This is a genomic window from Mangrovimicrobium sediminis, assembly GCF_004745945.1.
GTDB classification, from domain to species: domain Bacteria; phylum Pseudomonadota; class Gammaproteobacteria; order Pseudomonadales; family Halieaceae; genus Mangrovimicrobium; species Mangrovimicrobium sediminis.
Map to the genome: position 1 here is coordinate 59,476 of NZ_SRLE01000005.1, position 15,575 is coordinate 75,050.

Annotated in this window: 16 protein-coding genes; 9 read left to right on the forward strand and 7 right to left on the reverse strand. The window is 68.5% G+C overall.

Annotated features, from left to right (window positions below; translation table 11 throughout):
• The first annotated feature begins 48 nt into the window (after positions 1 to 48).
• The 5 genes from E4634_RS05195 to E4634_RS05215 are packed head-to-tail and all read left to right on the forward strand — an operon-like array spanning position 49 to position 6,251.
• Positions 49 to 1,659, forward strand: coding sequence for a gamma-glutamyltransferase family protein (locus tag E4634_RS05195; RefSeq protein ID WP_240725097.1), 1,611 nt, complete (start codon positions 49 to 51; stop codon positions 1,657 to 1,659).
• On the forward strand, positions 1,656 to 2,489 hold the full coding sequence (locus E4634_RS05200; protein WP_135441559.1) for a sulfite exporter TauE/SafE family protein: 834 nt from the start codon (positions 1,656 to 1,658) through the stop codon (positions 2,487 to 2,489). Before E4634_RS05195 ends, E4634_RS05200 begins: the two co-directional genes overlap by 4 nt.
• A 37-nt stretch (positions 2,490 to 2,526) precedes the next feature.
• Complete coding sequence (locus tag E4634_RS05205; protein WP_135441560.1) at positions 2,527 to 3,768, forward strand: pyridoxal-phosphate-dependent aminotransferase family protein; 1,242 nt, start codon at positions 2,527 to 2,529, stop codon at positions 3,766 to 3,768.
• Positions 3,761 to 5,068, forward strand: coding sequence for an allantoate amidohydrolase (locus E4634_RS05210; RefSeq protein ID WP_135441561.1), 1,308 nt, complete (start codon positions 3,761 to 3,763; stop codon positions 5,066 to 5,068). The genes E4634_RS05205 and E4634_RS05210 overlap by 8 nt, the downstream gene beginning before the upstream one ends.
• A complete protein-coding gene (locus E4634_RS05215) occupies positions 5,061 to 6,251 on the forward strand; it encodes a nucleoside hydrolase (RefSeq protein WP_135441562.1) in 1,191 nt (396 codons plus the stop codon). The genes E4634_RS05210 and E4634_RS05215 overlap by 8 nt, the downstream gene beginning before the upstream one ends.
• Positions 6,252 to 6,257: 6 nt before the next feature.
• Here the strand turns inward: E4634_RS05215 and E4634_RS05220 are convergent, their stop codons facing one another.
• Genes E4634_RS05220 through E4634_RS05230 form a run of 3 tightly spaced genes read right to left on the reverse strand, consistent with a single transcriptional unit; the run spans position 6,258 to position 8,074 of the window.
• Positions 6,258 to 6,620 (reverse strand): HigA family addiction module antitoxin, encoded by a 363-nt coding sequence (locus E4634_RS05220; RefSeq protein WP_135441563.1) that lies wholly within the window; start codon positions 6,618 to 6,620, stop codon positions 6,258 to 6,260.
• Entirely contained in the window at positions 6,613 to 7,620 is a 1,008-nt protein-coding gene (locus E4634_RS05225; RefSeq protein ID WP_135441564.1) for an SPFH domain-containing protein, read from the reverse strand. The genes E4634_RS05220 and E4634_RS05225 overlap by 8 nt, the downstream gene beginning before the upstream one ends.
• Before the next feature lie 10 nt (positions 7,621 to 7,630).
• On the reverse strand, positions 7,631 to 8,074 hold the full coding sequence (locus tag E4634_RS05230) for an NfeD family protein (RefSeq protein WP_135441565.1): 444 nt from the start codon (positions 8,072 to 8,074) through the stop codon (positions 7,631 to 7,633).
• A 54-nt stretch (positions 8,075 to 8,128) separates the two neighbouring features.
• Here E4634_RS05230 and dinB point away from each other — a divergent pair, with 54 nt between their 5' ends.
• Positions 8,129 to 9,316 (forward strand): DNA polymerase IV, encoded by a 1,188-nt coding sequence (gene dinB / locus E4634_RS05235; RefSeq protein ID WP_135441566.1) that lies wholly within the window; start codon positions 8,129 to 8,131, stop codon positions 9,314 to 9,316.
• A gap of 129 nt (positions 9,317 to 9,445) precedes the next feature.
• Positions 9,446 to 9,949, forward strand: a complete 504-nt coding sequence (locus E4634_RS05240) for a cupin domain-containing protein (RefSeq protein WP_135441567.1) — start codon at positions 9,446 to 9,448, stop codon at positions 9,947 to 9,949.
• Here E4634_RS05240 and E4634_RS05245 read toward each other — a convergent pair.
• Positions 9,946 to 11,322, reverse strand: coding sequence for an 8-oxoguanine deaminase (locus E4634_RS05245; RefSeq protein WP_135441568.1), 1,377 nt, complete (start codon positions 11,320 to 11,322; stop codon positions 9,946 to 9,948). The two genes, E4634_RS05240 and E4634_RS05245, sit on opposite strands and share 4 nt — an antisense overlap.
• A gap of 15 nt (positions 11,323 to 11,337) precedes the next feature.
• The gene (locus E4634_RS05250; RefSeq protein ID WP_135441569.1) at positions 11,338 to 12,033 is read right to left on the reverse strand and encodes a TetR/AcrR family transcriptional regulator; all 696 of its coding nucleotides are present in this window, start codon (positions 12,031 to 12,033) and stop codon (positions 11,338 to 11,340) included.
• 192 nt (positions 12,034 to 12,225) lie between these two features.
• Between E4634_RS05250 and E4634_RS05255 the strand changes: the two genes are divergently transcribed.
• Together E4634_RS05255 and E4634_RS05260 are read left to right on the forward strand one after the other, a co-directional pair.
• Positions 12,226 to 12,552: a DUF1330 domain-containing protein gene (locus E4634_RS05255; protein ID WP_167854775.1), complete on the forward strand. Its 327-nt coding sequence runs from the start codon at positions 12,226 to 12,228 to the stop codon at positions 12,550 to 12,552.
• On the forward strand, positions 12,549 to 13,568 hold the full coding sequence (locus E4634_RS05260) for an adenosine deaminase (RefSeq protein WP_135441571.1): 1,020 nt from the start codon (positions 12,549 to 12,551) through the stop codon (positions 13,566 to 13,568). Before E4634_RS05255 ends, E4634_RS05260 begins: the two co-directional genes overlap by 4 nt.
• On the opposite strand, the gene E4634_RS05265 is transcribed toward E4634_RS05260, so the two are convergent.
• Positions 13,565 to 14,644: a BMP family ABC transporter substrate-binding protein gene (locus tag E4634_RS05265; protein ID WP_135441572.1), complete on the reverse strand. Its 1,080-nt coding sequence runs from the start codon at positions 14,642 to 14,644 to the stop codon at positions 13,565 to 13,567. The two genes, E4634_RS05260 and E4634_RS05265, sit on opposite strands and share 4 nt — an antisense overlap.
• Before the next feature lies 1 nt (position 14,645).
• Positions 14,646 to 15,572: an ABC transporter permease gene (locus tag E4634_RS05270; RefSeq protein ID WP_135441573.1), complete on the reverse strand. Its 927-nt coding sequence runs from the start codon at positions 15,570 to 15,572 to the stop codon at positions 14,646 to 14,648.
• Positions 15,573 to 15,575 lie beyond the last annotated feature (3 nt).

Consider the following 15,575-nt stretch of genomic DNA (forward strand, 5'->3'; position numbering starts at 1 on the left):
AGCGGCTATACTTCTCCTCCCGATTCACTGACGCAGGCGGCATCAACCTTGGCAACTGGCGGCCCGGTCGCGTTCACCGCTCCCCACGCCGACGTGGCGCGGGCGGCGCACGCCCTGCTCGCCGACGGCGCCAGCGCGGTTGACGCCATGGTCGCCGCCTCGGCGGCCATCGCCGTCGCCTATCCCCATATGAACAGCCTCGGCGGCGACGGCTTCTGGCTGGTCTGCCCGCCGCAGGGCGAACCCATCGCCATTGACGCCTGCGGTTATTCCGCTGCTGCAGCGACACCGCAGTGGTATGCCGAACGCGGTCTCGCGGCAATTCCCGGCCGCGGTGGCGCCGCAGCCCTGTGCATGGGCGGTACCGTCGATGGCTGGCGCGTGGCGCGCGAGGTCGCGGGCGAAGCGGGGCTGGCGGTACGACCCCTGCCCGAGCTGCTCGCCCCCGCGATCGCCATGGCGCGCGACGGTATCGAAGTCACCACAACCCTGGTCGCCGCCTGCGAGAAACTCGCCGCGGAGGACAGCGGCAGCGACGAGTTCCGCCGCCTGTTCCTGCCCGGCGGGGTCGTCCCTGCAGCGGGCGACACGCTGCGTAATCCCGAACTTGGCGATTTCATTGCGACCCTCGCCCGCGAGGGCAGCGAGGCGTTCTACCGCGGTTCGCTGACCGGCACCCTGCAGGCGGGGCTGGCCGCTGCGGGCTCACCGCTGGCGGCGGAAGATTTTGCTGATTACCGCGCCCGGCGCGTCGCCCCATTGCAACTGGATATCGACGGCGCACAGCTGTACAACCTGCCGGCGCCCACCCAGGGCGTGGCCTCCCTGCTGATCCTCGGCATCTACCAGCAACTGCGCGAGCGCCTGCCCCAGGCGCGGGAAGTGGACCGCGTGCACTGCCTGGTCGAGGCGACCAAGCACGCCTTCGCCGTGCGCGATGCACAGGTCTGCGACCCGCAGCACCTTTCCCCCGACTGGGCCGGGCTGCTGCAGGCGGAACACATTGCCGCGCTGGCCGGCGAGGTCGACGGCGAACGCGCCGCACCCTGGCCGCGCGAGGCGGCCCACGGCGACACCGTGTGGATGGGCGCGCTGGATGACCAGGGCTGGATGGTGAGCTTTATCCAGAGCGTGTACTGGGAGTTCGGTAGCGCGGTGGTCATCCCCGGCACCGGGCTGGTGTGGAATAACCGCGGGCTGAGTTTTTCCCTGGACCCGGACCACGTCAATTGCCTGCGCCCGCGCTGCAAGCCCTTCCATACGCTGAACCCCGCCGCCGCGCGTTGCGCCGACGGCCGGCGCATGGTCTACGGCACCATGGGCGGCGAGGGCCAGCCGCAAACCCAGGCGGCGCTGTTCTCGCGCTATTACTGGGAGGACGTGCCGCTGGCCGAGGCCATCGCCGACGGCCGCTGGCTGCTGGGCCGTACCTGGGGCGACAGCGACAACGACCTCAAAATCGAGGAGTCCCTGTTCCGGCGCATCGGCGACGAGCTCGCCGCGCGCGGCCACGCGGTCAAGTGCGTACCGCAGCACGTGGAGATGATGGGCCATGCCGGCGCTATCTGCCTGTCACCGGACGCGTCGGTGGAGGCGGCCAGCGACCCGCGCAGTGACGGCGCCGCGCTGCACAGCGTCGCCGCGGGAGGTGCTGCATGAGCGAGATCCTGGCCCTGCTCGGCGAATGGCTGCCGGTGATCCTCGCCCTGTTGCTGACCGGTGCGATTGCGGGTGTGCTCGCCGGGTTGCTCGGGGTCGGCGGCGGCATCGTCATCGTGCCGGTGCTGTACCTGGTGTTCCAGTCGCTGGGCATGGAACCCGGCTCGGCGATGCTGGTGGCCACCGGCACCTCGCTGCTGACCATCATCCCCACCAGTATTTCCTCCGCCCGCGCCCACCATGCGCGGGGCAATGTCGACACTGCGTTACTGCGCCTGTGGGTAGCGCCCATGGTGATCGCCGTGATCTGCGGCAGCCTGCTGGCGGCGCGCTCCGGCGGCCTGCTGCTCACCGCGATCTTCGGTACCGTCGCGATCCTGGTGGCGCTGAACATGCTGCTGCGCGCCAATGCGCCGGCGGTGTTCCAGAGCCTCCCCGGCGTCCCCGGGCAGATGGGCATGGCGGGCGGTATCGGGTTTTTCTCCGTGATGATGGGCATCGGCGGCGGCACTTTGGGCGTACCCACCATGACCCTGTGCAACGTGCCCACGCACCGCGCCGTGGGTACCGCGGCGGTGTTCGGGCTGGTCATCGCCGTGCCCGGCGCGCTGGTCATGCTGCTGCAGGGCGTCACCCCGGCGGATGCGCCGGCCGGTACCCTGGGCCTGGTCAACCTGCCGGGCTTCGCGGTGATCGTGCCGATGACCACGCTGATGGCGCCGCTGGGTGTGCGCCTGGGCGCGAAGCTCGACGGCGCCACGCTCAAGCGCGTATTCGCGGTGTTCCTGATTATCGTCGGCGTGCGCATGCTGTGGCAGACCTTCGCCTGAGCCGCGCAGCCGCCGCTGCAGACAACGAGACGAGAACATGAAAGGCCAACTTCCGCACACTGGCCCCGAGGAGGGCTTCTCTCCGCCCCAGCGCCTGCTGATGGGCCCGGGGCCGATCAACTGCGACCCGCGCGTGCTGCGCGCCATGTCGCACCAGCTGGTCGGCCAGTTCGACCCGGACATGACGCGTTGCATGAACGAGACCATGCAGCTCTACCGCGGCGTGTTCTGCACACAGAACCCGTGGACCTTCCTCGTCGACAGCACCTCGCGCGGCGGCATCGAGGCCTGCCTGGTGTCGCTGCTGGCGCCGGGCGACCGCGTACTGGTCGGCAACTTCGGCCGCTTCGGCGCCCTGCTGCAGGAGATCGCCGTGCGCTGCGGCGCCGTGGTGCAGACCATCGACGTGCCCTGGGGCGAGGTGCTGCAACCGGAACAGGTGGCCGAGGCCATCGACCGCTTCAAGCCGCGCCTGGTGGCACTGGTGCAGGGCGACACCTCCACCACCATGTGCCAGCCGCTGGCGGAGATCGGCGAGGTGTGTCGCGACAAGGACGTGCTGCTGTACTGCGATGCCACCGCCTCCATCGCCGGCAACCAGTTGCTGGTGGACGAATGGCACCTGGACGCGGTCAGCGTCGGCCTGCAGAAGTGCATCGGCGGCCCCTCGGGCAGCGCGCCGGTCACCCTTGGCGAGGCCGCGGTGGCGGAGATCCGCAAGCGCCACCACGTGGAGAAGGGCATTCTCGCCGCGCACCACGAGGAGGGCGAGGGCGCGCGCATCGCCTCCAACTACTTCGACCTGGCGATGATCATGGATTACTGGGGCGAGGAGCGCCTGAACCACCACACCGAGGCGGCGAGCATGCTGTTCTGCGCCCGCGAGTGTGCGCGGCTGCTGCTGGCCGAGGGGCTGGACAGTGTGATCGAACGCCACCGGGTGAATGGCAAGGCGATGGCCGATGGCCTCGCGGCCATGAACCTGAAGCTGTACGGCGACCAGGCCCACCGCATGAACAACGTGGTCGGCGTGTATATTCCCGAGGGAGTCGACGGCGACAGCGTGCGCAAACAGATGCTGGAGCAGTACGCCATCGAGATCGGTACCTCCTTCGGGCCCCTGCACGGGGTGATCTGGCGCATCGGCGTGATGGGCTACAACGCGCGCCCGGATGCGGTCTTCCTCACCCTGGCCGCCCTCGAGCAGTGCCTGATCGGCGCGCGCCACCCGCTGAGTCCGGGCGCTGCGCGCGCCGCGGCGCTGGCGGCCTATGGCTGAGCCGCGCAGCGCGCCCGGGCCCAACGCCGTTTACGCGGCGGACGCCTGCCTGCCCGGCGCCCAGCGCGTGATGCAGCGCTGTGACCTGCTGGCCACTTACAGCGCCATGCCCAATGCCGTGTCCCGCGGCTACCTGACCGCCGAGCACCAGCAGTGCAACGCCACCGTGCGCGACTGGATGGGCGAGGCCGGCATGCACTGCTGGCAGGACCACGCCGGCAATATCTGGGGACGCCTGCCCTGCGACGACCCAGCGGCGCCGACCGTGATCATCGGCTCGCACCTGGACTCCGTGCCCAACGCCGGCAAGTACGACGGCATTCTCGGCGTGGTGCTGGCGGTGGAGGCGCTCGGCCAGCTGGCCAGCGACGGCCACCGCCTGCCGTTTCACGTCGACCTGGTCGGCTTCGGCGACGAGGAGGGCTCACGCTTCGGCACCACATTGATGGGCAGCCGAGCGGTGGCCGGGCGCTGGAACGACGACTGGCTGAAGCTCACCGATGTCGACGGCATCACCCTGGAATCCGCGCTGCTCGAGTTCGGTTGCGACACCGCCGCTATCGGCGCCTGCGACCGCAGCGGCGAGGCCCTGCACGCCTACCTCGAGGTGCACATCGAGCAGGGGCCGCTGCTCGAGGAAAAACACCAGCCCCTGGGCGTGGTCACCAGCATCGCCGGCGCGCGGCGTTTCGTGGTCAATATCCGCGGCCGCGCCGGCCACGCCGGCACCGTGCCCATGGACATGCGCCAGGATGCACTGGTCGCCGGCGCCAGCGCGGTGTCGCTGGTGGAAAGTACCGCGCGGCACTATGAGATCGTCGCCACCGTGGGCGCGCTGCAGTGCTGGCCCGGTGCACCCAACGTGATCGCTGGCGATTGCCGCCTGACCATCGACATCCGCTCCGGCCGCGACCAGACCCGCGACCTTGCGCTGGCGCAGTTGCAGGAGGAGATCGACGCCATGGTGAAGGCGCGCAAAATGCAGGTGGAGTGGACCGAGACCCACAACGCCTCGGCGGTCAGTTGCGCCAGCCACCTGCAGCGCACCATGGAGGACGTGCTGCAGGACATGGGCCTGACGCCGGTGTCGCTGGTCAGCGGCGCCGGCCATGACGCCATGAGTTTCGACGGTATCACCGACATCGGCATGCTCTTCGTGCGCTGTGCCGGCGGTATCAGCCACCACCCGGCCGAGAGTGTCGAGGTGGGCGATGTCGGCGCTGCGGGCGCCGCACTGATGAACACGCTGCTGGCGATGGCGCGGCAGTACCAACAGGTGGGGGAGTCCGGCAATGGGTGAAAGTTGGTTTGAATCCGGCCGGCGGGCCATCGGTGCGCGGTCCGCGCGCAATGGGTGCGACCGCGGCGGGCTCACGTTCGCGGCGCTCGGCCTGTGCGGCGCGCTGCTCGGCGCAGCGGTGCCGGGCCAGGCCGCGACACCGGTAATCTTCGACAACGACATGGCCATCGACGACTGGTCCGCGCTGCTCTACCTGGCGCGCGAGCCGGCGGTGGAACTGCTCGCGGTTACCGTGGCCGGCAGCGGCGAGGCCCACTGCGCCCCCGCCGAGCGCAACGCCCTGGCCCTGCTCAAACTGGAAGGGCTGGATGCCGAGGTGCCGGTGAGCTGTGGCGACCCCTGGCCCCTGGACGGCTACTTCGTGTTTCCGGTGCCCTGGCAGGAGGACATGGATATTCTTTCCGGCGTCAAAATTCCCGACAGCGAGCAGGCCCCGGACCCGCGCCACGCGGTGGAATTGATCCACGACACCCTGCAGGCCAGCGAAGAGCCCGTGGTCCTGCTCGCCACCGGGCCGATGACCAACATCGCCCAGTGGCTGCAGCGCTACCCTGAGGACCGCGCGAAGGTCAGCCGCGTGGTGATCATGGGCGGCTCGCTGCACGTGCCCGGCAACATCCTGGTGCCCGGGTTTACCGACGGGCACCCGAACCGCAAGGCGGAGTGGAACTTTTACGTCGACCCGCTGGCGGCGGACATCCTGCTGCGCTCCGGCCTGCCGGTGGAAATGGTCGGGCTGGACGTCACCAACACGGTGCGCGTGACCGCGGAGTTCGCGGCGGATTTCAAGCGCCGCGCCAATAACCCCTCCGCGCATTTCTGGGACGCGATTCTCGACAAGAACGACTGGTTCATCGCCTCCGGCGAGTACTATCTTTGGGATGTGCTGGCGGCGCTGGCGGTGACCGACCGGGCGACCTATTGCGGCAGCGAGCCGATGCCGCTGGCGGTCGCCCACGGCGCCACCGAATCGCCCTGGGAGCCCGGTTCCGACCGCAGCATGCCGGCGCAGCGCTGGGACGGCGCACCGCGCCAGGACCTCGACGCCGAGAGCGCGGGCGCCGTGCTCGTCGCCGCGGACGGTCCGCCGATCGCTGTCTGCCTGCGCACCGACGGCGACGCCGCGTTCGAGCGCTTCACCCAGGTGCTGACCAGTGCACCGCCCGCGGGCAAGGGCGAGTGAGTCGCCTTAGCCCATGCCGCGCAGCTGTGCTGCGAGGTCTTCCAGCGGCAGTGTGTCCGCCTCGGGTAGTTCCAGTGCCTGCACCAGGTTGATCCGCGAAGGCGACACAGAGTCCCGCGCCTGGCCCAGGTCCCAGCGCAATTGCGCGAGCAGCCAGAATTCAGCCGGGTAGGCGCTGGCGGTCAGGCGTTCCAGTAGCAGCGCCATTTTCGGCGTGATATTGCGCTTGCCCTTGACCAGTTCGTTGACCGGCTGCGGCTGGTTGAAGCCCAGGTGACGCGCCAGCTGCGACTGCGAGAGCCCGCTGGGGGCGAGCACCAGCGACTCCAGCAGCCCGCCGGGATGGGCGACAGCGGCGGGCTTACTCACTGCGGCCCTCGGTCACCGCAAGCGGGCCGGCCGGCTTGCGCTCGAGCAGGTGCCGGTAGCCGCCGATGAAGGACGCGAGGTCGGTGGCGCTGTGCGGCATCCACACGACGTTGTCGTTCTTGGCCATGCGGTCTATCGATTCCATGTAGCGGATGCCGACCAGGTAGTCGGCGAAATCGTCCTGCATGACCTCCTTGACCAGCTGCAGCTTGCGCTGCTCCGCCAGGGCCAGGCGCTCGATGGCCTCGGCCTCGCCCTGGGCCTCGAGGACGAACGCGCGCTGCTCACCCTCGGCGGTGGCGACCCTGGCGTCGCGCTCACCCTCGGCGCGCAGCACCTCGGCGCGCTTGAAACCCTCTGCCTCGGTCACCCGGGCGCGGCGCTCGCGCTCCGCCTTCATCTGCTGTTCCATGGCGGTGAGCACGTCGACCGGCGGGATGATGTCCTGCACTTCCACCCGGTTCACCTTGATCCCCCAGGACTGGGCGGCCGCGCCGATGGTCTCCACCAGGCTGGCATTGATCTTCTCGCGCGAGGTGAGGGTGTCGTCGAGGTCCATTTCGCCGATCACGTTGCGCAGCGTGGTCTGGGTCAGGGTTTCCAGGGCGATGGGCAGGTTCTCGATCTCGTAGACCGCGTCGCGCGCCACGGTAATCTGGAAGTACACCACGGCGTCGACCTGGATGCCGACGTTGTCGCGGGTGATCACCGACTGCGAGGGGAAGTCGTAGACCTGTTCGCGCAGGTCGAGGTTGGTGATGGTGGTCACCACGAAGAATTTCTCCCCGTCCTGCTTGTGGGTGCGGCGCCAGGGAATCTGCCGCGGCTGGTCGATCACCGGGATGATGATGTTCAGGCCCGGCTCCAGTGTCTTGTGATAGCGGCCCAGGCGCTCGATCATCATCACCGACTGCTCGGGCACGATGCGGATGCCCTTGACCAGCAGGATGACGACGAACAGCGCGACAAAACCGAGGATGATGATTGCGGCGAATGGCATGGGGTTCTCCCTAGCGTGCTACACGCTTGACGATAAGTGTTGAGGTGCGCACGTCGACCACCTCGGCGAGGTCGCCGTCCATGAGGTCGTCGGTACTCTCCAGTTCCCAGCGCGAGTCGCGGAACACCGTGTAGTAGCCGCCGCCCAGCGCGGGGCTGTCCATCACCGTGACCTGTTTGCCGAGCATGCCGTGCACGCCGAAGCGTGGCCGGTCCCCGCGCATGAAGGTGCGCAGGGCGATGGGGCGGATGGCGACGAAGAACAGCAGGGCACCGGCGCAGTAGCCCGCCAGCGCCCAGCCCAGTTCGCCGCTGAGGTAATGCCCCAGGGCGGCGGTCAGGGCGCCGAAGCCGAGTCCGGCGAGCACGAAGCCCGAGACGAAGATTTCCGCGGTCAGCAGGACCACGGCGAGGATGATCCACAGGTGCCAGGGGCTGAGTCCCAGAAGGGTCATATGAATACACCTTACATATGTAACATGTAAGCGATAATACCTTAAGCATGGCCCATGTCAAACGGCGGCGCCGGCCCGTCACGCTTGTACCGCTTGCGCGCTCTGCCTACCATCGGCGCCATGCCCGAGCCTGACTCACACAGCGCACCGCGCAAGATCATCCACATCGACATGGATGCCTTCTTCGCCAGCGTCGAACAGCGCGACAACCCCGAGTTGCGCGGCCGCCCGGTCGCCGTCGGCGGCAGCGCCGCGCGCGGTGTGGTGGCCGCCGCCAGCTACGAGGCGCGCGCCTTCGGCGTGCGTTCGGCGATGCCTTCGGTGACGGCGAAACGGCGCTGCCCTGAGCTGCTTTTCGTCAAGCCGCGCTTCGAGGTGTACCGGGCGGTGTCACAGCAGATTCACGCCATCTTCGCCCGCTACACGCCGCTGATCGAACCGCTGTCACTGGACGAGGCCTACCTCGATGTCTCCGCGGACCTGCGCGGTGTCGGCAGCGCCACGCGTATCGCCCAACTGATCCGCGCGCAGATCCGCGAGGAGACCGGACTCACCGCCAGTGCCGGCGTCAGCTACAACAAGTTCATCGCCAAGATCGCCTCGGACCAGAACAAGCCCGATGGCATCTGCGTGGTACGCCCGGAGCAGGGCGCGGCCTTTGTCGCCGGCCTGCCGGCGCGGCGCTTCTACGGCGTGGGGCCGAAGACCGCGGAGAAAATGGCGGGCCTGGGGATTCACACCGGCGCCGACCTGCGCGAGTGCGAGCTCGCTTTCCTGGTCGAGCACTTCGGCAAGTCGGCACAGTACCTCTACCACGCCAGCCGCGGCGTCGACCACCGCGCGGTGAAACCGGACCGCACGCGCAAGTCGATCGGCGCGGAGCGCACCTACGGCGAAGACCTGCAGGCGGAGGATGCGCTGCGCGCGGCGCTGGACGGGATTGTCGATATTCTCTGGGCGCGGGTGGAGAAACAGGCCTCGCGCGGGCGCACCGTCACCCTCAAGCTCAAGTACAACGACTTCCGCCAGATTACCCGTGCGCGCTCGCTGGACGCCCCGGTGACCTCGCGCGAACAACTGGCCGCGATCGGCCAGCAATTACTCGGGGATCAGTTGCCGGTGGAGCGCGGGGTGCGCCTGCTGGGGCTGGCGGTGTCCAGCCTCGACAGCGGTGACGAGGTCGCCACCCCTGCCGCGGCTATCGCCGAACCGGCCCCACGCCAGGGGCGCTTCGAGTTCTGACGGCGAACCTGCCGGAATTGCCCGTACAGCGGGTCAGTCGCCACTCGCTCCCCGTCCCCAGGATTGAAAGGTGTCCGCAACGCGGCCTGCTATGCTTCGCCTTTCATCCAACCCGAGTGAGAGGCAGGTATGAATACCCCACTGAATCCGGTCGCCCGGCTTGCGGAACTATCGCTGGAGCCATTCAGCCGCGGCGAGCACTGGGCCTCGCAGGACGCGCCGCTGGGCGAGCGTCTCGCGCTGACCCAACTCGGCGCCTGCTACATCGAGGTTCAACCCGGGCGGTCCAGTTGTCCCTGCCACGTCCACCACAACGAGGACGAGTTGTTCGTCATCCTCGAGGGCGAGGCGGAGTACCGCTTCGGCGAACATCGCTACGCGGTGCGCGCCGGCGACGTCCTCGGAGCTCCGCGCGGCGGACCGGAGTACGCGCACAAGCTGACCAACACCGGCAGCGGTACGCTGAGGTACCTGGCGGTGTCGTCCAAAGCGGACACGGAGATTTGCGAGTATCCGGATTCTGGTAAGTTTGCTGTCTTCGGCCGGCGTAAGATCGGCTCGCGCGATCGATTGCGTTTTATTGGCCGCGAAGCCGATGGCCTGGACTACTGGGACGGGGAGCCCGGCGCCTAATTGAAGCCCTGCACCTGGGCCCGCTCGCGCAACCGCGCAGCGGCTTCCCGGTGACGCGCCTTCAACGCGCCGAGGTCCACGCCGGGCACGGCGCCGTCGGTCACGCACCACTCGCCGTTGATCATCACGTGCTTGGCCTGGGACGCGCCGCAGGTGACCAGCGCCAGCAGCGGGTCGCCGGCGCCGGAAAAGCGCAGGGCGCCGAGTTCGAACAGGGCGAGGTCGGCCATGTTGCCGGGGCGCAGGCTGCCCAGGGCCGAGCGGCCGAGGACCCGCGCGCCGCCGCGCGTCGCCCAGCGCAGGGCATCGCCGACCGAAACGCTGGCGCTGCCGTAGTGCAGGCGTTGCAGCAAAAAGGCCTGGCGCACCTCCTCCATGAGGTTGGAGTGATCGTTGGAGGCCGAGCCGTCCACGCCCAGCCCGACCGGCGCACCGGCACCCTCCAGGTCGAGTACCGGGCACAGGCCCGAGGCGAGGATCATGTTCGAGGAGGGACAGTGGCAGATGCCGACACGGGCGGCGCCGAGCCTGGCGATTTCGCTCTCCTCGAAGTGAATGCCGTGGGCCAGCCAGACGTCATCCCCCATCCAGCCCAGTTCCTCCAGGTGGTCCAGCGGCCGCCGGCCGAAGTTCTCAAGGCAGAAGCGGTTTTCGTCCTCGGTCTCGGCCAGGTGGGTGTGCAGGCGCACGCCGCTCTTGCGCGCCAGGTGCGCGGTCTCGTGCATGAGTTCAGCGCTGACCGAGAACGGTGAGCAGGGCGCGAAGGCGATCTGCACCATCGCATCCTCACTGCGCTCGTGGTATTCGCGCACCAGTCGTGTGCAATCTTCGAGGATGACCTGCTCGTCCTGCACCACGCTGTCCGGCGGCAGCCCGCCGCGCGACTCGCCCAGGCTCATCGAGCCGCGGGTCAACACCACGCGCATGCCCAGGCGGCGGGCGACAGCGACCTGGATGTCGATGGCGTTGGCGAAGGCGTCGGCGAACAGGTAGTGGTGGTCCGCGGCCGTGGTGCAGCCCGACAACAACATTTCGGTGAGGGCCAGCTCGGTGGCCGCGGCGATGCTCTGTTCGTCCATCTGCGCCCACACCGGGTAGAGCGCGCGCAGCCAGTCGAACAACTCGCGGTCCTGGGCTGCGGGCAGGGCCCGGGTGAGGGTCTGGTAGAAGTGGTGGTGGCAGTTGATGAGGCCCGGCAGCAGCACCAGGCCGTCGGCGTCGAGGCGATCGTCGAAGGCGCGCGGCGTGCTGCCCGCGGGTACGCATTCGAGAATGCGCTTGCCGGCCACCACCACGCCGCCGCGACAATCGACGTCGATGTCGGGGCTATAGGCCGCCGCCGGGTTGGCGATCCACAGGCGCTTGGCAGCCATTGCTTCGCCCCGCGTTCAGCCGGTGCGCCGCTGCTGCGACTTGCCGACCGGGAGTTCCAGGCCGCAGCCGCGCAGGATCATGCCGCTGATGAAGTCGGCGATATGCGCGATCATCTCCGGTTCGTATTCGGCGTGGTTCATGATGGTCAGCACCTGGGTATCGAAGTCCGCGTAGTGCTGGGTCGACGACCAGATGAGAAAGATGAGCTGCACCGGGTCCACCGGCGCCATGCGGCCCTGTTCGATCCAGATGTTCAGGAAGTTGGCCTTCTCGCGCACCCAGGTGCGCATCTCGGTGCGGATGTATTCGCGCAGGAAAGGCGCGCCCTGGATGATCTCCATGGCAAACACCTTGGAGGCTTCCGGGTGAGTGAAGGCGAGTTCCACCTTCTTGCGGATGAACATGTCCAGCACCTCGGCCGGGTCGGCGTCGGCGTCCACCGTGTCCAGGTAGTCGTTCCACAGGTGGATGATGTTATCGAGCACCGCCAGGTAGAGGTTGTGCTTGCTGCTGAAATAGTAGTGGATACTGGGCTTGGCGACACCGGCGCGGTCGGCGATCTTCTGCGTGGTGGTGCCGCGATAGCCGTTCAGCGCGAACTCCTGTTCCGCAGCCTTGAGGATGATCTGGAAGTTGTGGTCGCGAATCTTTCCGGGCTTGTACGGCCCGCGCTTCGCAGTGCCGTTGCGTGATTCTTTCCGTGTCGCCATTGTGCTTCCTTATGACAGCGTCAAACGCGGGGCCGCGGCTGGCTGCTCGGCCCGTTGCAGCCGGCGTCCACGCGAATGCGGTGGCCGCCAGGCCGTGACTGGTGGTTTAATAACATGCGAGAAAAATGCCAGTTTTTGACCGCGGTGCAGTCGAATGTTCCGTATGTCACCGAGCGATACCCGGAGGCCCGCATGACCGCTTATGTCATCGTCGATAACGATGTCATCGATCCAGAACCCTACCGAGAATACCTGCGTCTCATTACACCCACGGTAGAGCGCTACGGCGGGCGCTACCTGGTGCGCGCCGGCAGGATTCACCTGCACGACACCGACTGGGCACCCGGGCGCATGGTGGTCATCGCCTTCGACGATGCCGCCGCCGCGCGCCGCTGGGTGGAGGCGGAGGACGTAGCGCCGATTCACGCCATGCGCCGCCGTCACGCCCATTCCCGGCTGGTCGTCATCGAGGGTGTGGATGTGGCTGGGGATGAACCGGGCGTGGAGGGCGCGGCATGAACGACGACACCTTCGCGCGCTGGCTGTGCGCCATGCCCAAGGCCGAGCTGCACCTGCATATCGACGGCAGCCTGCAGCCGGAGCGGCTGCTGCAGCTGGCGCGCAAGAACGGCGTCAGCCTGCCCTACACGAGCATCGAGGCGGTCGAGGCCGCCTACGACTTCGCCGACCTGCAGAGCTTTCTCGACCTCTACTACCTCGGCGCCTCGGTGCTGCGCGAGGAGGAGGACTTCTACCATCTGATGATGGACTACCTGCTGCGCTGTAAAGCGCAGAACATCGTGCACGCGGAGATCATGGTCGAGCCGCAGACCTACGCCGCCCAGGGCGTGGCCATGGCGACGATCATGGCCGGATTCAGGCGCGCCATCGATGAGGCGCGCGCGGGCTGGGGCCAGTCGGTGCTGCTTATCCTCAGCCTGCTGCGCCACCTGCCCGAGGACGACGCGCTGGCCACCCTGGCCGCCGCGGATGCCTTCCGCGAGGACTTCGTCGCCATCGGCCTGGCCAGTTCCGAGCGCGACTTCCCGCCGGAGGGTTTCGCGCGGCTGTACGCCGCGGCGCGCGAACGCGAGTACGCGCTCACTGCCCACGCCGGCGAGGAGGGCCCGGCGGCCAACCTGCGCACCGCCCTGGACCTGCTCGGCGTGCAGCGCATCGATCACGGTGTGCGCTGCGTCGACGATCCGGCGCTGGTGGCGGAGCTGGCGCGCCGCCAGGTGCCGCTCACCGTCTGCCCGCTGTCCAACGTGCGCCTGTGCGTGTTCGAGAGCATGGCCCAGCACAACATCCTGCAACTGCTCGAGGCCGGGGTGATGGTCACCGTCAATTCCGACGACCCGGCCTACTTCGGCGGTTACCTCAACGAGAACTTCCTCGCCCTCGCGCAGCACCTGGACCTTGGCCGCGAGCAGGCGAAGACCCTGCTGCACAACAGCTTCGCCGCGAGCTTCCTGCCCGCGCGGGAGCAGCAGCGTTTGCGCGAACAGCTGACCCAGGCCTGCGCTGCCCACTAGTTGGGCACGCCGCCGATAATTCCCTCCAGCAGCCACTCCATCGCGATCAGCGCGTCGTCCGCGGGAATCGCGCCCGCGGCGACCCGCTCCTGTCCGCTGCTGTCCTTAAGCGGCCCGCGCCAGACATTGAGCTCGCCGTCGAGCATGCGCTGGCGTTCGGCGGCCACCGCGGCGCGAATGTCTTCCGGTACTTGCGGCCCCCAGCCCACCAGTTGCGTGGCGTCCTCCTCGACGCCGACCCAGTCGACGTTGGAGGTCCAGGTGCCGTCGATCACCGACTGCACCTTGCGCTTGTAGATGGGGAACCAGTTGTGGGCGATGCTCACCAGGTGGTGTTGCGGCGCATAGGCGCTGCGGTCGGTCTGGTAGCCCACCGACCACACGCCGGCCTGCTCCGCGGCCTGGATCGCCGCGGCGGTTTCCGTGTGGTGGGTGATGACGTCGGCGTTGCGCGCGATGAGCAGGTCCGCCGCCTCGCGCGAGCGGCCGGCGTCGCTCCAGGTGTTGATCCACACCACCTCGACGGTGATGTCCGGGCGCGCGGCGCGCGCGCCGATGGTATAGGCGTTGATACCGCGCAGCACTTCCGGGATCGGGAACGAGCCGACATAGCCCAGGCGCCCGGTCTTGCTGGCCAGGGCCGCGGCGTAGCCGGCCAGGTAGCGGCCCTGGTAGGCGCGGATCTGGTAGGTGCCGAGGTTGCGCGCGGTGGTGTAGCCCGAGGCGTGCTCGAACTTCACCTTCGGAAAACGCCTGGCCACGCGCACCGCCGAGTTCATGAAGCCGAAGGAGGTGGCGAAGACCAACTGGTTGCCGTCGCGCGCGAGCTTGGTCATCACCCGCTCGGCATCGCCGCCCGGCGGCACCCCGTCCAGCGCGGTGGTAACGATACGCTCGCCGAAATACGCTTCCAGTTCCTTGCGCGCCAGTTCGTGGGACAGGGTCCAGCCGCCCTGGCCCACCGGGTTCTCGTGCATGAAGGCGACCTTGACCGGCGCCTGGGCGCCGGCCAGGGCGGGCAGCAGCATGGCGGCGGCGAGCAGTCGGCGAAGCAGTGGGGAGCGGTGTTTGCGCATATCAGTCTTCCGGTGAAAAGTTCTGGCCCAGTCCGGGCGGTGATTGGTAACGGCCGAAATCGCGCTGCCGCGAGAGCAGTACCAGCGCCGCGATACATAACAGGTAGGGCGCCATGGCCAGCATCTGGCCGGGCAGGCCGATACCGGTGCCCTGCAGCAGCAGGTTGAGGATGCCCGCCATGCCGAACACATGCGCGGCGACCAGCACCAGGCCGGTGCGCCAGCCGGCGAGTACCACCAGGGCGAGGGCGATCCAGCCGCGCCCGGTGGTCATGCCCTCGGTCCACAGCGGAGTGTAGGCCAGCGACAGGTAGGCGCCACCGAGGCCGGCCATGAGGCCGCCGGCGCAGGCCATCAGCGCGCGCACCCGGCGCACCGGCAGGCCCAGGCGGTGGGCCACCGCCGGGTCTTCGCCGACGGCGGTGATGATCAACCCGGCGCGGCTGCGGTGCAGCAGCCAGTAGCTGGCCAGGGCCAGCAGCCAGGCCAGGTAGAGCAGCCAGTCCTGGGCGAACAGCGCCTGGCCGAACAGCGGGATGTCCGCCAGTAGCGGCACCGCCAGCGGGGCGATGCCGTCGATCGAACTGCCCACGTAGTCCTCGCCGAGGAAGGCGCTGAGACCGGTGCCGAAGATGGTCATGGCCAGCCCGGTGGCGACCTGGTTGGTCTGCAAAAGCAGTGTGAGCAGGGCGAACAGCGCGCCGCAGGCCAGGCCGGTGCCGGCCGCGGCGAGCACGCCGAGGGCGGGACTCTGGCTCTCGCTGGCGGCGATGAAACCGACCACCGCCCCCATCAGCATCATTCCCTCCTGGCCGAGGTTGAGCATGCCGCTGCGCTCGGCGAGCAACACGCCCAGCGCGCAGTAGAGCAGGGGGATGCCGGCGCGCAGGGTGGAAAACGCCAGGGTGGCGAACAGCTCGGCGTCCACGGC